The sequence below is a fragment of the Enterobacter roggenkampii genome (assembly GCF_001729805.1).
Classification (GTDB): Bacteria; Pseudomonadota; Gammaproteobacteria; order Enterobacterales; family Enterobacteriaceae; genus Enterobacter; species Enterobacter roggenkampii.
This window is the reverse complement of the sequence record NZ_CP017184.1, coordinates 3273925-3288106: the sequence shown is the minus strand read 5'-3', so window position 1 is coordinate 3288106 and position 14182 is coordinate 3273925. Positions and strand designations below refer to the sequence as shown.

At 56.1% G+C, this 14182-nt stretch carries 16 protein-coding genes; 10 read left to right on the top strand and 6 right to left on the bottom strand.

Features of this window, described 5'->3' with window-relative positions:
* Positions 1 to 39: 39 nt before the first annotated feature.
* The 3 genes from BFV67_RS15450 to yfcG all read right to left on the bottom strand — a co-directional run bounded on the left by BFV67_RS15450 (position 40) and on the right by yfcG (position 2020).
* On the bottom strand, positions 40 to 933 hold the full coding sequence (locus BFV67_RS15450) for a TIGR01777 family oxidoreductase (protein WP_039023982.1): 894 nt from the start codon (positions 931 to 933) through the stop codon (positions 40 to 42).
* A 13-nt stretch (positions 934 to 946) separates the two neighbouring features.
* On the bottom strand, positions 947 to 1315 hold the full coding sequence (gene folX / locus BFV67_RS15445; protein ID WP_008502586.1) for a dihydroneopterin triphosphate 2'-epimerase: 369 nt from the start codon (positions 1313 to 1315) through the stop codon (positions 947 to 949).
* 75 nt (positions 1316 to 1390) lie between these two features.
* Positions 1391 to 2020, bottom strand: a complete 630-nt coding sequence (yfcG, locus tag BFV67_RS15440) for a GSH-dependent disulfide bond oxidoreductase (protein WP_008502585.1) — start codon at positions 2018 to 2020, stop codon at positions 1391 to 1393.
* Between the two features lie 140 nt (positions 2021 to 2160).
* On the opposite strand from yfcG, the gene yfcF reads away from it, so the two are divergent.
* The 3 genes from yfcF to yfcD are packed head-to-tail and all read left to right on the top strand — an operon-like array spanning position 2161 to position 4023.
* Complete coding sequence (gene yfcF / locus BFV67_RS15435; RefSeq protein ID WP_023325772.1) at positions 2161 to 2805, top strand: glutathione transferase; 645 nt, start codon at positions 2161 to 2163, stop codon at positions 2803 to 2805.
* A 56-nt stretch (positions 2806 to 2861) separates the two neighbouring features.
* Complete coding sequence (gene yfcE / locus BFV67_RS15430) at positions 2862 to 3413, top strand: phosphodiesterase (protein WP_023325771.1); 552 nt, start codon at positions 2862 to 2864, stop codon at positions 3411 to 3413.
* A 55-nt stretch (positions 3414 to 3468) separates the two neighbouring features.
* Positions 3469 to 4023, top strand: a complete 555-nt coding sequence (yfcD, locus tag BFV67_RS15425) for an NUDIX hydrolase YfcD (protein ID WP_008502582.1) — start codon at positions 3469 to 3471, stop codon at positions 4021 to 4023.
* Positions 4024 to 4026: 3 nt separating this feature from the next.
* Here the strand turns inward: yfcD and BFV67_RS15420 are convergent, their stop codons facing one another.
* The gene (locus BFV67_RS15420; RefSeq protein WP_021241565.1) at positions 4027 to 5046 is read right to left on the bottom strand and encodes a LacI family DNA-binding transcriptional regulator; all 1020 of its coding nucleotides are present in this window, start codon (positions 5044 to 5046) and stop codon (positions 4027 to 4029) included.
* A 234-nt stretch (positions 5047 to 5280) separates the two neighbouring features.
* Between BFV67_RS15420 and BFV67_RS15415 the strand changes: the two genes are divergently transcribed.
* The 5 genes from BFV67_RS15415 to BFV67_RS15395 all read left to right on the top strand — a co-directional run bounded on the left by BFV67_RS15415 (position 5281) and on the right by BFV67_RS15395 (position 9263).
* Positions 5281 to 5724, top strand: a complete 444-nt coding sequence (locus BFV67_RS15415; protein ID WP_021241564.1) for a PTS sugar transporter subunit IIA — start codon at positions 5281 to 5283, stop codon at positions 5722 to 5724.
* Between the two features lie 80 nt (positions 5725 to 5804).
* Positions 5805 to 6077 carry a PTS sugar transporter subunit IIB gene (locus BFV67_RS15410; RefSeq protein WP_008502881.1) on the top strand — a complete coding sequence of 91 codons (273 nt, stop codon included), beginning with the start codon at positions 5805 to 5807 and terminating at the stop codon, positions 6075 to 6077.
* 21 nt (positions 6078 to 6098) lie between these two features.
* Positions 6099 to 7490 (top strand): PTS ascorbate transporter subunit IIC, encoded by a 1392-nt coding sequence (locus BFV67_RS15405; protein ID WP_069598621.1) that lies wholly within the window; start codon positions 6099 to 6101, stop codon positions 7488 to 7490.
* Positions 7487 to 8317, top strand: coding sequence for a transketolase (locus BFV67_RS15400; protein WP_032663153.1), 831 nt, complete (start codon positions 7487 to 7489; stop codon positions 8315 to 8317). The genes BFV67_RS15405 and BFV67_RS15400 overlap by 4 nt, the downstream gene beginning before the upstream one ends.
* Positions 8310 to 9263 (top strand): transketolase family protein, encoded by a 954-nt coding sequence (locus BFV67_RS15395; RefSeq protein ID WP_023294123.1) that lies wholly within the window; start codon positions 8310 to 8312, stop codon positions 9261 to 9263. Before BFV67_RS15400 ends, BFV67_RS15395 begins: the two co-directional genes overlap by 8 nt.
* 111 nt (positions 9264 to 9374) lie before the next feature.
* On the opposite strand, the gene pta is transcribed toward BFV67_RS15395, so the two are convergent.
* Both pta and ackA read right to left on the bottom strand, forming a co-directional pair.
* The gene (gene pta / locus BFV67_RS15390) at positions 9375 to 11516 is read right to left on the bottom strand and encodes a phosphate acetyltransferase (RefSeq protein ID WP_008502877.1); all 2142 of its coding nucleotides are present in this window, start codon (positions 11514 to 11516) and stop codon (positions 9375 to 9377) included.
* Positions 11517 to 11592: 76 nt separating this feature from the next.
* On the bottom strand, positions 11593 to 12795 hold the full coding sequence (gene ackA / locus BFV67_RS15385; protein WP_045334289.1) for an acetate kinase: 1203 nt from the start codon (positions 12793 to 12795) through the stop codon (positions 11593 to 11595).
* A gap of 337 nt (positions 12796 to 13132) precedes the next feature.
* On the opposite strand from ackA, the gene yfbV reads away from it, so the two are divergent.
* Both yfbV and BFV67_RS15375 read left to right on the top strand, forming a co-directional pair.
* Positions 13133 to 13588 (top strand): terminus macrodomain insulation protein YfbV, encoded by a 456-nt coding sequence (gene yfbV / locus BFV67_RS15380; RefSeq protein WP_008502875.1) that lies wholly within the window; start codon positions 13133 to 13135, stop codon positions 13586 to 13588.
* A gap of 91 nt (positions 13589 to 13679) precedes the next feature.
* Positions 13680 to 14174 carry a YfbU family protein gene (locus BFV67_RS15375; RefSeq protein WP_008502874.1) on the top strand — a complete coding sequence of 165 codons (495 nt, stop codon included), beginning with the start codon at positions 13680 to 13682 and terminating at the stop codon, positions 14172 to 14174.
* The last annotated feature ends 8 nt before the right edge of the window (positions 14175 to 14182 follow it).

Genomic DNA, 14182 nt, shown 5'->3' with positions numbered 1-14182 from the left:
CGCCATTTCTTCGGAACATGGCCTGTCACTGTACCATATTCACCGCACCACATCCCCCAGCGCCTCTTCTAATTCATACCAGCGGAACGCAAACCCGGCCGCTTCCAGCCGTTTTGGCAGCGCTCTCTGTCCGCCCAGAACCAGAACAGACGCTTCACCCATCAGCAGCCGAATCGCCGTCGCAGGCACGCGCAATATCGCCGGGCGGTGCAGGGCATGTCCCAGCGCGTGGGCAAACTGTTCATTTCGCACCGGATACGGCGCAACCATGTTAAACGGCCCGCGCAGATCGTTATTCAGCAGCCAGAGAATCCCGTTGACCATATCGTCGATATGGATCCACGCCATATACTGACGGCCATTACCGATCGGGCCGCCAAGGCCGAGTCGGAATGGCGGGAGCATCTTCGCCAGAATGCCGCCTTTCGGCGCGAGGACGACACCGGTCCGCAGCAGGCAAACGCGGGTCCGATCGCTCTGCGCCGCGCAGGCAATACGCTCCCACTGGGCGCAGAGCTTATGGGTAAACTCGTTATGGGGAGGCTCTTCCTCGGTCACCACCACCTCGCCAAGATCGCCGTAATAGCCTACTGCGGAACCCGAAATCAGCACGGAAGGCGGCGTATGGCTGTTGCGGATCAGCTCGACCAGCTTTTCGGTAATGTTCCACCGGCTGCTGCATAACAGCTGTTTTTGCTCTTCCGTCCAGCGCTTATCGGCGATGGGTTCTCCCGCGAGGTTAATAACGGCGTCGAAACCGTCCAGATTTTGCTGCTCGGCCAGATTTTTCCAGATATCAACACCTGCCCCCAGCACCTGACGCGCTTTTTCCGGGCTGCGCGAGACCACGGTGATGTCGTGGTGCAAGGCCTGCAGACGCGCAATGAGGTGACGACCAATCAGGCCAGTACCGCCGGTCAGCAAAATCTTCATACAACCTCCAGGTTTACGCCTGGCGTTTCCAGCTTAACGTCATAGAGACGGAGTCGGCGTAACGCAGGGCGTGAAGTTTATCGATCTCAACTTCAGCATAAGTGACCCAGTGATGTTCGCGTGCGATATCGAGCACATCCTGAGTTAATTTTTCCAGCAGAGAGAAACGGTTATTCTCCACAAACTGGATAATGTTCTTGGTGATTGTGCGGTAGTTCAGCGCATCATTGATGTCTTCGCTGGCGCGCGCTTTGTCTGCGGGGTAGTGAATCACCACATTAATAACAATATCCTGACGGTTGGCGATCTCTTCCTCTTTGATACCGATGAAGGTACGCAGGCGTAAATTTTTTATACGAATAATGGCGTCTGGCTGTGACATTGCAGGTCTTCTCCGTGTCAGTATTTCCTGCCCATAATACATGAGAGCCTCACAGGCACCCAGCCTCATACCGGGTTAAATTTGCTGGATTTTTTGCATCGCTCGCTCGGTCGCCGGGCGGGTCCGGATGCGCTCAAACCAGTTGTTCACCGCTGGGTAAGCGGCCAGGTCAATTCGGTGTTTTTCATGCGTATTCACCCACGGCCAGCAGGCGATGTCGGCAATACTGTAATGATCGCCCCCGAGCCACGGCGTTTTCTCCAGCCGACGGTTCAGAACGTCATAGAGCCGCTGCGTCTCAACCTGATAGCGTTCTATCGCGTAAGGAATGGGTTGCGGGGCGTAAGCGGTAAAATGATGATTTTGTCCCAGCATGGGGCCCAGCCCGCTTGCCTGCCAGAAAAGCCATTGCAGCGTATGGTGGCGCTCGCGCAGTTCGCCGCTCAGCAGCTTGCCGGTTTTCTCCGCCAGGTAGAGCAAAATTTCACCGGATTCAAACAGGCTCAACGGTCTGCCCCCGTCCGCCGGCTGGTTATCAATGATGGCCGGGATTTTATTATTCGGCGAGATAGCCAGAAAGAGAGGGCTGAACTGCTCGCCTTTGCTGATATCCACGCGAATGATCCTGTAATCCAGCTCGGCTTCTTCAAGAAAGAGGGTGATCTTATGGCCGTTTGGGGTAGGGGCATAATAAAGGTCGATCATTCTCAACTCCTGTCCATGCGAATAGTGGTGCCATGACAAATGAGTATAGGTGGTTGTTGTAAATCGTGAGTTTTCATCAAGTGACAGCGAGGCAAAGAGATTATATGTTGAGTAAAAACCGATCAGCCTATGAGGATGTTATGAACCAGCCCGTCATCACGTTGTGGTCCGATGCGAACTTCTTTTCTCCCTATGTCATGAGCGTTTACGTTGCGCTGGCCGAAAAAGGACTCGCTTTTACCCTGAAGACCGTTGATCTCGACGGCGGTGAACATCTCAAGCCGCAGTGGCAGGGTTACGACCTGACCCGTCGCGTGCCGGTGCTGGAGATTGACGGATTTGCCCTGAGCGAATCGTCGGCGATCGATGAATACCTGGAAGATCGGTTCGCCCCCCCGGAGTGGGAGCGTATCTATCCTCACGATCTGCAAAAGCGCGCCCGGGCGCGGCAGATCCAGGCGTGGCTGCGCAGCGATCTGGTGCCGATTCGCGTCGAACGCTCGACGGACGTCGTGTTTGCCGGGGTGAAAAAGCCCGACCTCAGCGCAGAAGGCCAGGAAAGCGCGCAGAAGCTGATTGAAACCGCCTCCTTACTGCTCGCCCATGGCAACCCAAACCTGTTCGGCGAGTGGTGCATTGCGGATGCCGATCTGGCGTTGATGCTAAACCGCCTGATCCTCAACGGTGATGAGGTGCCGCAGCTGCTGGTGGATTATGCCGCATTCCAGTGGCAGCGTGCCTCCGTACAGCGCTATGTGGCACTCTCGGCCAAGCGCGCGGGCTGATAAGCCCTGACGCTTCAGGTATGATGGGGGCAGTCTGTTTTCCCGAGGAGTGACTGATGAAACTGATGTTTGCGTCGGATATCCATGGATCGCTGCCCGCGACCGAGCGTGTCCTTTCTCTGTTTGAGAAAAGCGGTGCGAAGTGGCTGATTATTCTGGGTGACGTGTTGAATCACGGCCCACGCAACGCGCTGCCGGAAGGCTATGACCCTGCGCAGGTCGCGGAAAAACTCAACCCGTATGCCTCGCGCATCATCGCCGTTCGCGGCAACTGTGACAGCGAAGTGGACCAGATGCTGCTGCATTTTCCCATTACCGCGCCGTGGCAGCAGGTGCTGCTCGAACAACACCGTCTGTTCCTGACCCACGGGCATCTTTTCAGCCCGGATAATCTCCCGGCGCTCGCGGCTGGCGATGTCCTGGTTTACGGTCATACTCATATTCCGGTTGCGGAAAAACGCGGTGAGATTTATCACTTTAATCCGGGCTCGGTCAGCATCCCAAAAGGCGGGTATCCTGCAAGCTACGGCATGCTGGAAGGAAATACCCTGAGCGTTATCGCACTTAATGATCAGCAAGTTATTGCGCAGGTAGCGATTAATCCGTAAGTTACACCTCAACTGCAAACGCGCCGAAAGAGCGCTTAGAAAAGAAGGTTTCCCGATGGTGGAGCAGAGTCATTTGGCAAGTACAGAGTGGGTTGACATTGTCAACGAAGAGAATGAAGTGATCGCGCAGGCCAGCCGCGAGCAAATGCGTGCGGAGCGCCTGCGTCACCGTGCGACATATATCGTTGTGCATGACGGTATGGGTAAAATTCTGGTTCAGCGCCGCACGGACACCAAAGATTTTCTCCCGGGTATGCTGGATGCCACTGCAGGCGGCGTCGTCCAGGCGGATGAAGTGCTGCTGGATTCTGCGCGTCGTGAAGCGGAAGAGGAGTTAGGCATCGCCGGCGTGCCGTTTGCCGAGCACGGTCAGTTCTATTTCGAAGACGAGAACTGCCGCGTCTGGGGCGGGCTGTTTAGCTGCGTCTCCCACGGCCCGTTCGCCCTGCAGGAAGAAGAAGTGAGTGAAGTCAGCTGGATGACGCCGGAAGAGATCACCGCGCGCTGCGACGAGTTCACGCCGGATTCGTTAAAAGCGCTGGCGCTGTGGATGACCCGCAACGCCAAAAACGAATCGACCAAATCAGAAAAAGAGGAAGAGGCTGAGTAAGCGTCAGCAGCTCTCTCTCAGACACAGGCTGGACGCGATGGGCTTTTGATCGCGCCAGTCTCCGCCATTCAGGCGCTCCAGTAGCGCTTTCCCGGCTTCGATGCCAATCTTACGATGCGGCACCGCCATGGTCGTCAGCGGCGGCTGACAGACGCGGCTCACGTCGCTATCGCCAAACCCTACCACTGCCAGATCGTCCGGCACTTTGATTCGCCTGCGCTGGCACTCGTACAGCGCGCCGCAGGCCAGCTCGTCAGAGACGCACACCAGCGCATCCAGCTCAGGCCATGCCAGCAGGAATTCGGGCAGCTGCGCCGCGCCGGTCGAGAAGCTTGGCGGCATCGCCGCGTTAATGACCCGGTTAGGCGACATATGGTGGCGAAGCATGGCTTTATACCAGCCCTGCAGATGCTGCTGGAAAATCCACTGCTCCTGGTTGGCGCACAGCAGGCCAATGTTTTGATAGCCGCGCTTAATAACCATTTCCGTGAGCTCAAACATGGCCGCCACGTTATCAATCCCGATGTTCATGTCAATCGGATCGGCGCGCATGGCGCCCATCTCCATCACCGGAATTGAGGCGTTTTTCAGCCAGTGGCGAACGGTGTCGGTATGTTCAACGCTGAGCAGGATAGCGGCGGCAATGTTCGACGCCAGCAGCGTCTCCAGCAGTTTCTCCTCCTGCTCAAGACGATGCTGGGACTCAGCCAGCATGATCTGATACCCGGCAGGTTGCAGCACCTGCTGTAGCCCGGCGAACATCTCCGAGCAGCCGGCTTCGGAGAGGTTGGGCACCACCATGGCTATTGTCCATGACGAGGCCGAGGCAAGGGCACTGGCTGCAAGATTGGGCATATAGCCTAACTCTTGTACCGCGGCTTCTATTTTTTCTCGTAGTTTATCGGAAACCTGTTCGGGCGTGCGAAGCGCACGGGACACGGTCATCGTGCCCACACCGGCAAGCTGTGCGACATCGGCGAGTGTCACTTTACCAGTACTGCGCCGTTTTCGGGTTAGAGACATACACCTTCCTGCTGACCAGACGCGTTCTTATTTTCCTTCGTTTCACGTGACAGGCAGTATACGCCTTAAATCCCTTTTTTTGCTGTGATTTAGCAACGTGATTGCAATTTGATAGCGCTATCACATTTCTGCATGATAACCATTGGTAGCGCTATCTTTGTGATCGCGATCGCAGTCAATCCGCGATGCGTTGAATAAAGTTTGCTCATCTTAAGCGTGTCGCGGGAGTGAAAAGTGCTCAAAAAATGGATATATGATACAACCATCACGCTGCAGGAGAGCGTGGAAGACTGGCCGCAGGCGCTGAAGCTGTGCGCGAAGCCGCTGCTGGATTTGCAGGTGATTGAGCCTGACTACGTCACGGCCATCATCAAGCAGCACCACACGTTAGGACCTTATTATGTGCTGGCACCGGGGCTGGCGATGCCGCATGCGCGGCCGGAGGAAGGCGCCAAAGGACTGGGGTTGTCGTTATTAAAACTAAAACAGGGCGTCTCGTTTGGTGCCGGTGAGTTTGACCCTGTCGATGTGATTATCATGCTCGCGGCACCTGACAAACATAGCCATATCGAAATGATATCCGCACTCGCAGAATTATTTTCCAGCGACGAGGAGATGGAGAAACTGCATCAGGCGAATACCCTGGAGGAAATTAAAAAAATTATTAACCGCTTCTGATTTAATTCTGTAATCCGGTTTTTCACTACATTACGCGTCAGCGTGATGGGGCGTACTCTACTTAAAATAAGGGGACAACAATGAAAATCATGGCTATTTGCGGTTCTGGCCTGGGCAGCAGTTTTATGGTCGAAATGAATATTAAAAAGGTGCTCAAAAAGCTGGAGATTGAGGCTGAGGTTGAACACTCCGATCTCTCCTCGGCGACGCCGGGCGCGGCCGATCTGTTCGTGATGGCAAAAGACATTGCGGCCAGCGCCAGCGTGCCGGACAGCCAGCTGGTGGTGATCAACAACATCATCGACATCAACGAACTTGAAGCGCAGCTGCGCGCCTGGTTCGAAAGACAATAACCCTGATAAGGCGAGGTGGATATGTTTATCCTTGAAACGCTGAATTTCGTTGTCGATATTTTAAAAGTCCCTTCGGTGCTGGTGGGGTTAATTGCGTTAATCGGTCTGGTTGCGCAGAAAAAATCTTTTTCAGATGTCGTAAAAGGCACAATTAAAACGATTCTCGGCTTTATTGTACTGGGCGGTGGTGCCACCGTGCTGGTCGGATCGTTAAATCCGTTAGGCGGCATGTTTGAACACGCTTTTACTATTCAGGGCATTATTCCAAACAATGAAGCCATTGTGTCCATTGCGCTCGAAAAATACGGTGCAGCGACCGCGCTGATTATGGCCTTCGGGATGGTGGCGAATATTATCGTCGCCCGCTTTACCCGCCTGAAGTATATCTTCCTGACCGGACACCACACGTTTTATATGGCGTGCATGATTGGCGTGATCCTGACGGTGGCGGGCTTTGAAGGCGTAGGGCTGGTCTTTACCGGGTCGCTGATCCTCGGCCTGATCATGGCTTTCTTCCCGGCGATTGCGCAGCGCTACATGAAGCGCATTACCGGCAACGATGAGATTGCCTTCGGCCACTTCGGCACGCTGGGCTACGTGCTGTCCGGCTGGATTGGCAGCAAGGTCGGTAAGGGCTCCCGCTCAACGGAAGAGATGAACCTGCCGAAGAACCTGAGCTTCCTGCGCGACAGCTCAATCTCCATCTCCCTGACCATGATGATTATCTACCTCATCCTGGCGGTGAGCGCCGGACGTGAGTACGTCGAGGCGACCTTCAGCGGCGGCCAGAACTACCTGGTCTACGCCATCATCATGGCGATAACCTTTGCGGCAGGTGTGTTCATCATCCTTCAGGGCGTACGCCTGATTCTGGCGGAAATCGTCCCGGCCTTTACCGGCTTCTCGGAAAAACTGGTGCCGAACGCGCGTCCTGCGCTGGACTGCCCGGTGGTATATCCCTATGCACCTAACGCGGTGCTGATTGGCTTCCTGTTCAGCTTCCTCGGCGGGATTGTGGGGTTGTTCATCTGCGGTCAGTTTAGCTGGGTGCTGATCCTCCCGGGCGTGGTGCCGCACTTCTTCACCGGCGCAACCGCGGGCGTGTTCGGTAACGCCACCGGCGGACGTCGCGGGGCGATGATTGGCGCCTTTGCCAACGGCCTGCTGATTACCTTCCTGCCGGTCCTGCTGCTGCCGGTACTGGGCGCCATTGGCTTTGCCAACACCACCTTCTCTGACGCCGACTTCGGCGCGGTTGGGATTGTGCTCGGCAACCTGGCGCGCTTCCTGTCGCCGCTGGCCATCACCGGGCTGGTCGTGGCGCTGTTCGCGCTGCTGGTGGCGTACAACGTCTTCGCGAAAAACAAACCTGCGGGCGGTAACGCGCAGGAAAACACCGGAGCCAAATCATGAATGAGAAAGAGATAACCGAACTCGCGCGTCAGATCCGTCTTGAGACGCTGAAATCCCTGACGCAGCTGGGCTTTGGGCACTACGGGGGCAGCATGTCGGTGGTTGAAACCCTGGCCGTGCTGTACGGCGCGGTGATGAAAATCGACCCGGCGGACCCGGACTGGCCGGAGCGAGACTATTTTGTGCTGTCAAAAGGCCATGCGGGCCCCGCGCTCTACAGCACCCTGGCGATCAAGGGCTACTTCCCGATAGAAGAGCTGAGCACGCTCAACCAAAACGGGACGCGCCTGCCGAGCCACCCGGACCGTCTGAAAACGCGCGGCGTAGATGCTACCACCGGTTCGCTGGGACAGGGGATTTCCATCGCCGGCGGCATGGCGCTGTCGCACAGGCTGGCAGGGCGGCCGAATCGGGTCTTCTGCATCGTCGGCGACGGCGAGCTGAACGAAGGTCAGTGCTGGGAAGCGTTCCAGTTTATTGCCCACCATCGCCTGAACAACCTGACGGTGTTTGTCGACTGGAACAAACAGCAGCTCGACGGCGAGCTGGATGAGATCATCTGCGCGTTCGACCTCGAGGGCAAATTCCGCGCCTTTGGCTTTGACGTGGTGACGGTCAAGGGGGACGACATTCCGGCGCTGCTGGCGGTGACGTCGCGGGTCCCGGCTGCCGATGCGCGTCCGTTAGTCGTCATCCTCGATAGCATTAAGGGGCAGGGTGTGCCGTACCTGGAACAGCTCAGCAACTCGCACCACCTGCGATTGACCGCGGAGAGCAAAGCGGCCCTCAATGAGACGATTCGCCAACTGGAGGCTTCACATGATTAAGGTTGCACCGGCAGGACAGAAAGACGCCGTTGAGATGCGTAAAGTTTACGCGGGCTTCGTGGCAAAGCAGATTGAGGCCGGAAGCGACATCATTGCGCTTGAAGCCGACCTGATGAGCTCGATGGCGATGGACGGCGTGGCGCGCGACTATCCGCAGCACGTGATTAACTGCGGCATTATGGAAGCTAACGTCATCGGCACGGCAGCCGGGCTGTCGCTTACCGGCCGCAAGCCGTTCGTTCACACCTTCACCGCCTTTGCCAGCCGCCGCTGCTTTGACCAGCTGTTTATGTCCCTGGACTATCAGCGCAACAACGTGAAGGTGATTGCCTCAGACGCGGGCGTGACGGCCTGCCACAACGGCGGAACGCATATGTCGTTTGAGGATATGGGCATTGTGCGCGGGCTGGCGCATTCGGTTGTGCTGGAAGTCACCGATGCGGTGATGTTTGAGGACGTGCTGCGCCAGCTTATCGATCTCGACGGCTTCTACTGGGTGCGGACCATTCGTAAGCAGGCGCCGAGCGTGTATGCGCCGGGCTCCACCTTCACCATTGGAAAAGGTAACGTGCTGCGCGAGGGGAGCGATATTACGCTGATTGCCAACGGCATCATGGTTGCAGAAGCCCTTGAGGCGGCGCGGCAGCTTGAGCAGGAGGGCGTCAGCGCGGCGGTCATCGACATGTTTACCCTGAAGCCCATCGACCGGATGCTGGTGAAAAACTACGCCGAGAAAACCGGGCGCATCGTGACCTGTGAAAACCACAGCATTCACAACGGGCTGGGGTCGGCGGTAGCGGAAGTGCTGGTGGAAACCTGTCCGGTGCCGATGCGGCGGGTCGGGGTCAAGGAGCGTTACGGCCAGGTGGGAACGCAGGATTTCCTGCAGAAAGAGTATGGCCTGACGGCACATGACATTGTATCGGCGGCGAGAGAGCTGCTGTAAATAAAAAAGGCGACCGGTTAAGTGGTCGCCTTTTTGTTGCCCGGTGGCGCTAGCGCTTACCGGGCCTACGGTTTTGTAGACCGGATAAGCGAAGCGCCATCCGGCAGTACATTACTGCTGCTGCGAAGACTGGATCGCTGTCAGCGCGATGGTGTAAACGATATCGTCTACCAGTGCGCCACGAGACAGGTCGTTCACAGGTTTGCGCATGCCCTGCAGCATTGGCCCGATGGAGATCAGGTCGGCAGAACGCTGTACCGCTTTGTAGGTGGTGTTACCGGTGTTCAGATCCGGGAAGATGAACACGGTAGCGCGACCTGCAACCGGCGAGTTCGGCGCTTTGGATTTTGCAACGTCAGCCATGACTGCGGCATCGTACTGCAGCGGGCCGTCGATCATCAGATCAGGGCGTTTTTCCTGCGCAATACGGGTCGCTTCACGCACTTTCTCTACGTCGCTACCTGCACCAGATGTGCCGGTGGAGTAGGAGAGCATCGCCACGCGTGGCTCGATACCGAAAGCGGTCGCGGAGTCTGCGGACTGGATAGCGATCTCTGCCAGCTGCTCTGCGGTTGGATCCGGGTTGATCGCGCAGTCGCCGTAAACGTAAACCTGTTCAGGCAGCAGCATGAAGAACACGGAAGACACCAGAGAGCTGCCTGGCGCGGTTTTGATCAGCTGCAGCGGTGGACGGATGGTGTTCGCCGTGGTGTGAACCGCACCGGAAACCAGACCGTCAACTTCGTCCTGCTCCAGCATCAGCGTGCCCAGCACCACGTTGTCTTCCAACTGCTCACGCGCAACGGCTTCGGTCATGCCCTTGCTCTTACGCAGCTCAACCAGACGGGCAACGTAGCTTTCGCGAACCACTTCCGGGTCAACGATTTCGATGCCAGCGCCCAGCTCAACGCCCTGAGAGGCCGCTACGCGGTTGATCTCATCCGGGTTACCCAGCAGCACACAGGTCGCGATGCCGCGCTCTGCACAGATAGCCGCCGCTTTAACGGTACGTGGTTCGTCGCCTTCTGGCAGCACAACGCGTTTGCCCGCTTTACGCGCCAGCTCGGTCAGCTGGTAACGGAAGGCTGGCGGAGACAGACGGCGGCTGCGCTCGGAGGTCGCGGTCAGGGATTCGATCCAGTCTGCGTTGATGTAGCCCGCAACGTATTCCTGAACTTTCTCGATACGCTCGTGGTCATCAACCGGCACTTCCAGGTTGAAGCTCTGCAGGCTCAGGGAGGTCTGCCAGGTGTTGGTGTTCACCATGAAGACCGGCAGGCCGGTAGCGAACGCGCGTTCGCACAGCTTGCTGACGCGTGGGTCCATCTCGTAGGCACCGGTCAGCAGGATCGCACCGATTTCCACGCCGTTCATTGCGGCCAGGCAGGCTGCAACCAGCACGTCAGGACGGTCTGCGGAGGTCACCAGCAGGGAACCTGCGCGGAAGTGTTCCAGCATGTGCGGAATGCTACGCGCACAGAAGGTAACGGACTTCACGCGACGGGTGTTAATGTCGCCTTCGTTAATCACGGTCGCGTTCAGGTGACGCGCCATGTCGATTGCACGGGTGGCAATCAGATCGAAGCTCCATGGCACCGCGCCCAGAACCGGAAGCGGGCTGGATTCCTGCAGCTTAGCCGGGTCAACTTTGATGACTTTCGCTTTGGACGAGTCGTCGAAGATCTCGGACAGGTCAGGGCGAGTACGGCCCTGCTCATCCACTGGCGCGTTCAGCTTGTTGACGATCACGCCGGTGATGTTGGTATTTTTCGCGCCGCCGAAGCTGCTGCGCGTCAGTTCGATACGCTCGTTCAGCTGTTCCGGGGTGTCAGTGCCCTGAGACATCACGAAAACGATCTCTGCGTTCAGGGTTTTCGCGATTTCGAAGTTCAGAGACTGGGCAAACTGGTGTTTGCGGGTTGGAACCAGACCTTCAACCAGCACCACTTCCGCGTCTTGCGCGTTAGCATGGTAGTTGGCGATGATCTCTTCCATCAGCACGTCTTTCTGGTTGCTGGAGAGCAGAGACTCAACGTGGCTCATCTTCAGCGGTTCAGCCGCTGGCAGATTGGAGTTCTTGCGAACGATGGTGGTGGTCTGGTCTGGTGCATCGCCACCGGCACGTGGCTGGGCGATTGGCTTAAAGACGCTCAGACGAACGCCTTTGCGTTCCATAGCACGGATAACGCCAAGGCTGACGCTGGTCAGGCCGACGCTGGTTCCGGTAGGGATCAGCATAATAGTACGGGACACGGTTTATCCTCTTTCGTTACCGCCCAAATCGGGCGGGTTACAAAACAGCACCGCCAGCATTGCTGGCGGTGTGGAATCAGGCAGTCAGGCGGTGCGCGTCTTGCGCGATGACCAGTTCTTCGTTAGTTGGGATAACGAGAGCAGGGCGGGTGCCTTCTTTGTTGATGAAGCCAGACTTGCCGAAGCGGGCAGCCAGGTTACGCTCGTGATCAACCTCGAAGCCCAGAACGCCCAGTTTGCCCAGGGACAGTTCACGAACCATTGCCGCGTTCTCACCGATACCACCGGTGAAGATAACCGCGTCCAGACGGCCTTCCATCAGCGCAGTGTAAGAGCCGATGTATTTCGCCAGACGGTGGCAGTAAACGTCCATTGCACGTTTAGCGTCTTCTTTCTCTGCGTAGTTGTCTTCAACGTAACGGCAGTCGCTGGTGACTTCGGTCAGACCCAGCAGGCCAGACTCTTTGGTCAGCATTTTGTTGATCTGGTCAACGCTCATGCCCAGGGTGTCGTGCAGGTGGAAGATGATCGCCGGGTCGATGTCACCGGAACGGGTACCCATCACCAGACCTTCCAGCGGGGTCAGACCCATGGACGTATCAACACATTTACCGTTGCGGATAGCAGAAACAGAACCACCGTTGCCCAGGTGGCAGGTGATGATGTTCAGTTCTTCAACCGGCTTGTTCAGCACTTTTGCCGCTTCCTGAGTCACATAGAAGTGGCTGGTGCCGTGCGCGCCGTAACGACGTACGCCGTGCTCTTTGTACAGGCTGTATGGCAGGGCATAGAGGTAAGACTCTTCCGGCATGGTCTGATGGAACGCGGTGTCGAATACGGCCACGTTTTTGTCTTTCAGATTCGGGAAGGATTTCAGCGCTTCAGCGATACCGATCAGGTGAGCCGGGTTGTGCAGCGGTGCGAAAGAGGCTGAATCTTTGATGCCCTGGATCACAGAGTCGTCGATCACCACGGAGCTGGTATATTTTTCGCCACCGTGGACGATACGGTGACCAATCGCAGTCAGCTGAGCAGACAGTTCTGGTTTTTGTGCCAGAATAGTGTTAACGATAAAGTTCAGCGCTTCACTGTGAGCGGCGCCTGCACCTAAAGCCGCTTCTTGTTTGCTGCCGTCCATCTTCCACTTGATACGTGCTTCAGGCAGATGGAAACATTCGGCCAAACCAGAGAGGTATTCGTCACCGTTGAGCGCATCGATGATGGCGAATTTCAGTGAGGAGCTACCGCAGTTCAGAACCAGTACTAACTTACTCGACATGGAAGTACCTATTATTGATACGTGGCTAAAAAAACGTCAGTGAGTCTAACAGCGTAACGCATGATGACCCGGACATTTATGATTAACATCATGCCAAACGAACATTGTGGCATGATGGAAGAAATAACTATGATTTTATGCCATTTTGCACAATTTTCAGCCAATGGCATAATATGCAATAATTTGACGAGCTAATGATTCTCGTCTAAGGCCCTATCAGGCTGGCACAGGATACCCGATACGGGGTAGTGATGACAAAATATTTTGAACGTTGTCATAGCTTGTTGTGGTTTTGCACGAAAATTTTAATTTTTATATGTGAAGTTGAGGTACAGCCATGTCGACACCAGAGAACCCGTCCGTTAATTTCTTTAGCCTGTTTCGTCGGGGACAGCATTACGCAAAGACGTGGCCGATGGAAAAGCGCCTTGCGCCGATGTTTATTGAGAATCGCACCATCCGCGCCACGCGCTATGCGATTCGCTTTATGCCGCCTGTCGCTATCTTTACGCTGTGCTGGCAGATTGCGTTGGGTGGACAGCTTGGTCCTGCCGTTGCCACGGCGCTCTTCGCATTAAGCCTGCCAATGCAGGGCCTGTGGTGGTTAGGTAAACGGTCCATCACGCCACTTCCCCCTTCTATTTTACACTGGTTTTATGAAGTGCGCGGTAAACTGGAAGAGGCCGGGCAGGCGCTCGCCCCGGTGGAAGGCAAGCCGGATTACCAGGCGCTGGCGGACACGTTAAAGCGTGCATTTAAGCAACTGGATAAAACATTCCTCGATGACTTGTGATTGATCATCGAAACGACCAAGAAAAGAGGGCACAGTAACAATCAGTTACCGTGTCTTTTTTTTAAGTGCAATGCGCTACAGGAGTCGAAAGATGGAAATGACCCATGCCCAACGTCTGATTTTGTCTAACCAGTACAAGATGATGACTATGCTTGATCCCGATAACGCTGCGCGCTACAGCCGCCTGCAAACCATCGTCGAACGCGGCTTTGGTCTACAAATGCGCGAACTGGACCGCGAGTTTGGCGAGCTGAAAGAAGAAACCTGTCGCATCGTGATCGACATTATGGAGATGTATCACGCCCTGCATGTGTCCTGGACGAATCTCAAAGATCAGCAGTCCATTGACGAGCGCCGCGTGACCTTCTTAGGTTTTGATGCCGCAACGGAAGCGCGTTATCTCAGCTATGTGCGCTTCATGGTGAATACGGAAGGACGTTATACCCACTTTGACGCGGGCACCCACGGCTTCAACGCGCAGACCCCGATGTGGGATAAATATCAGCGTATGCTGAGCGCGTGGCACGCCTGCCCGCGTCAGTACCATTTAAGCAGCAACGAAATTCAACAAATCATTAATGCCTGACGGAGGTG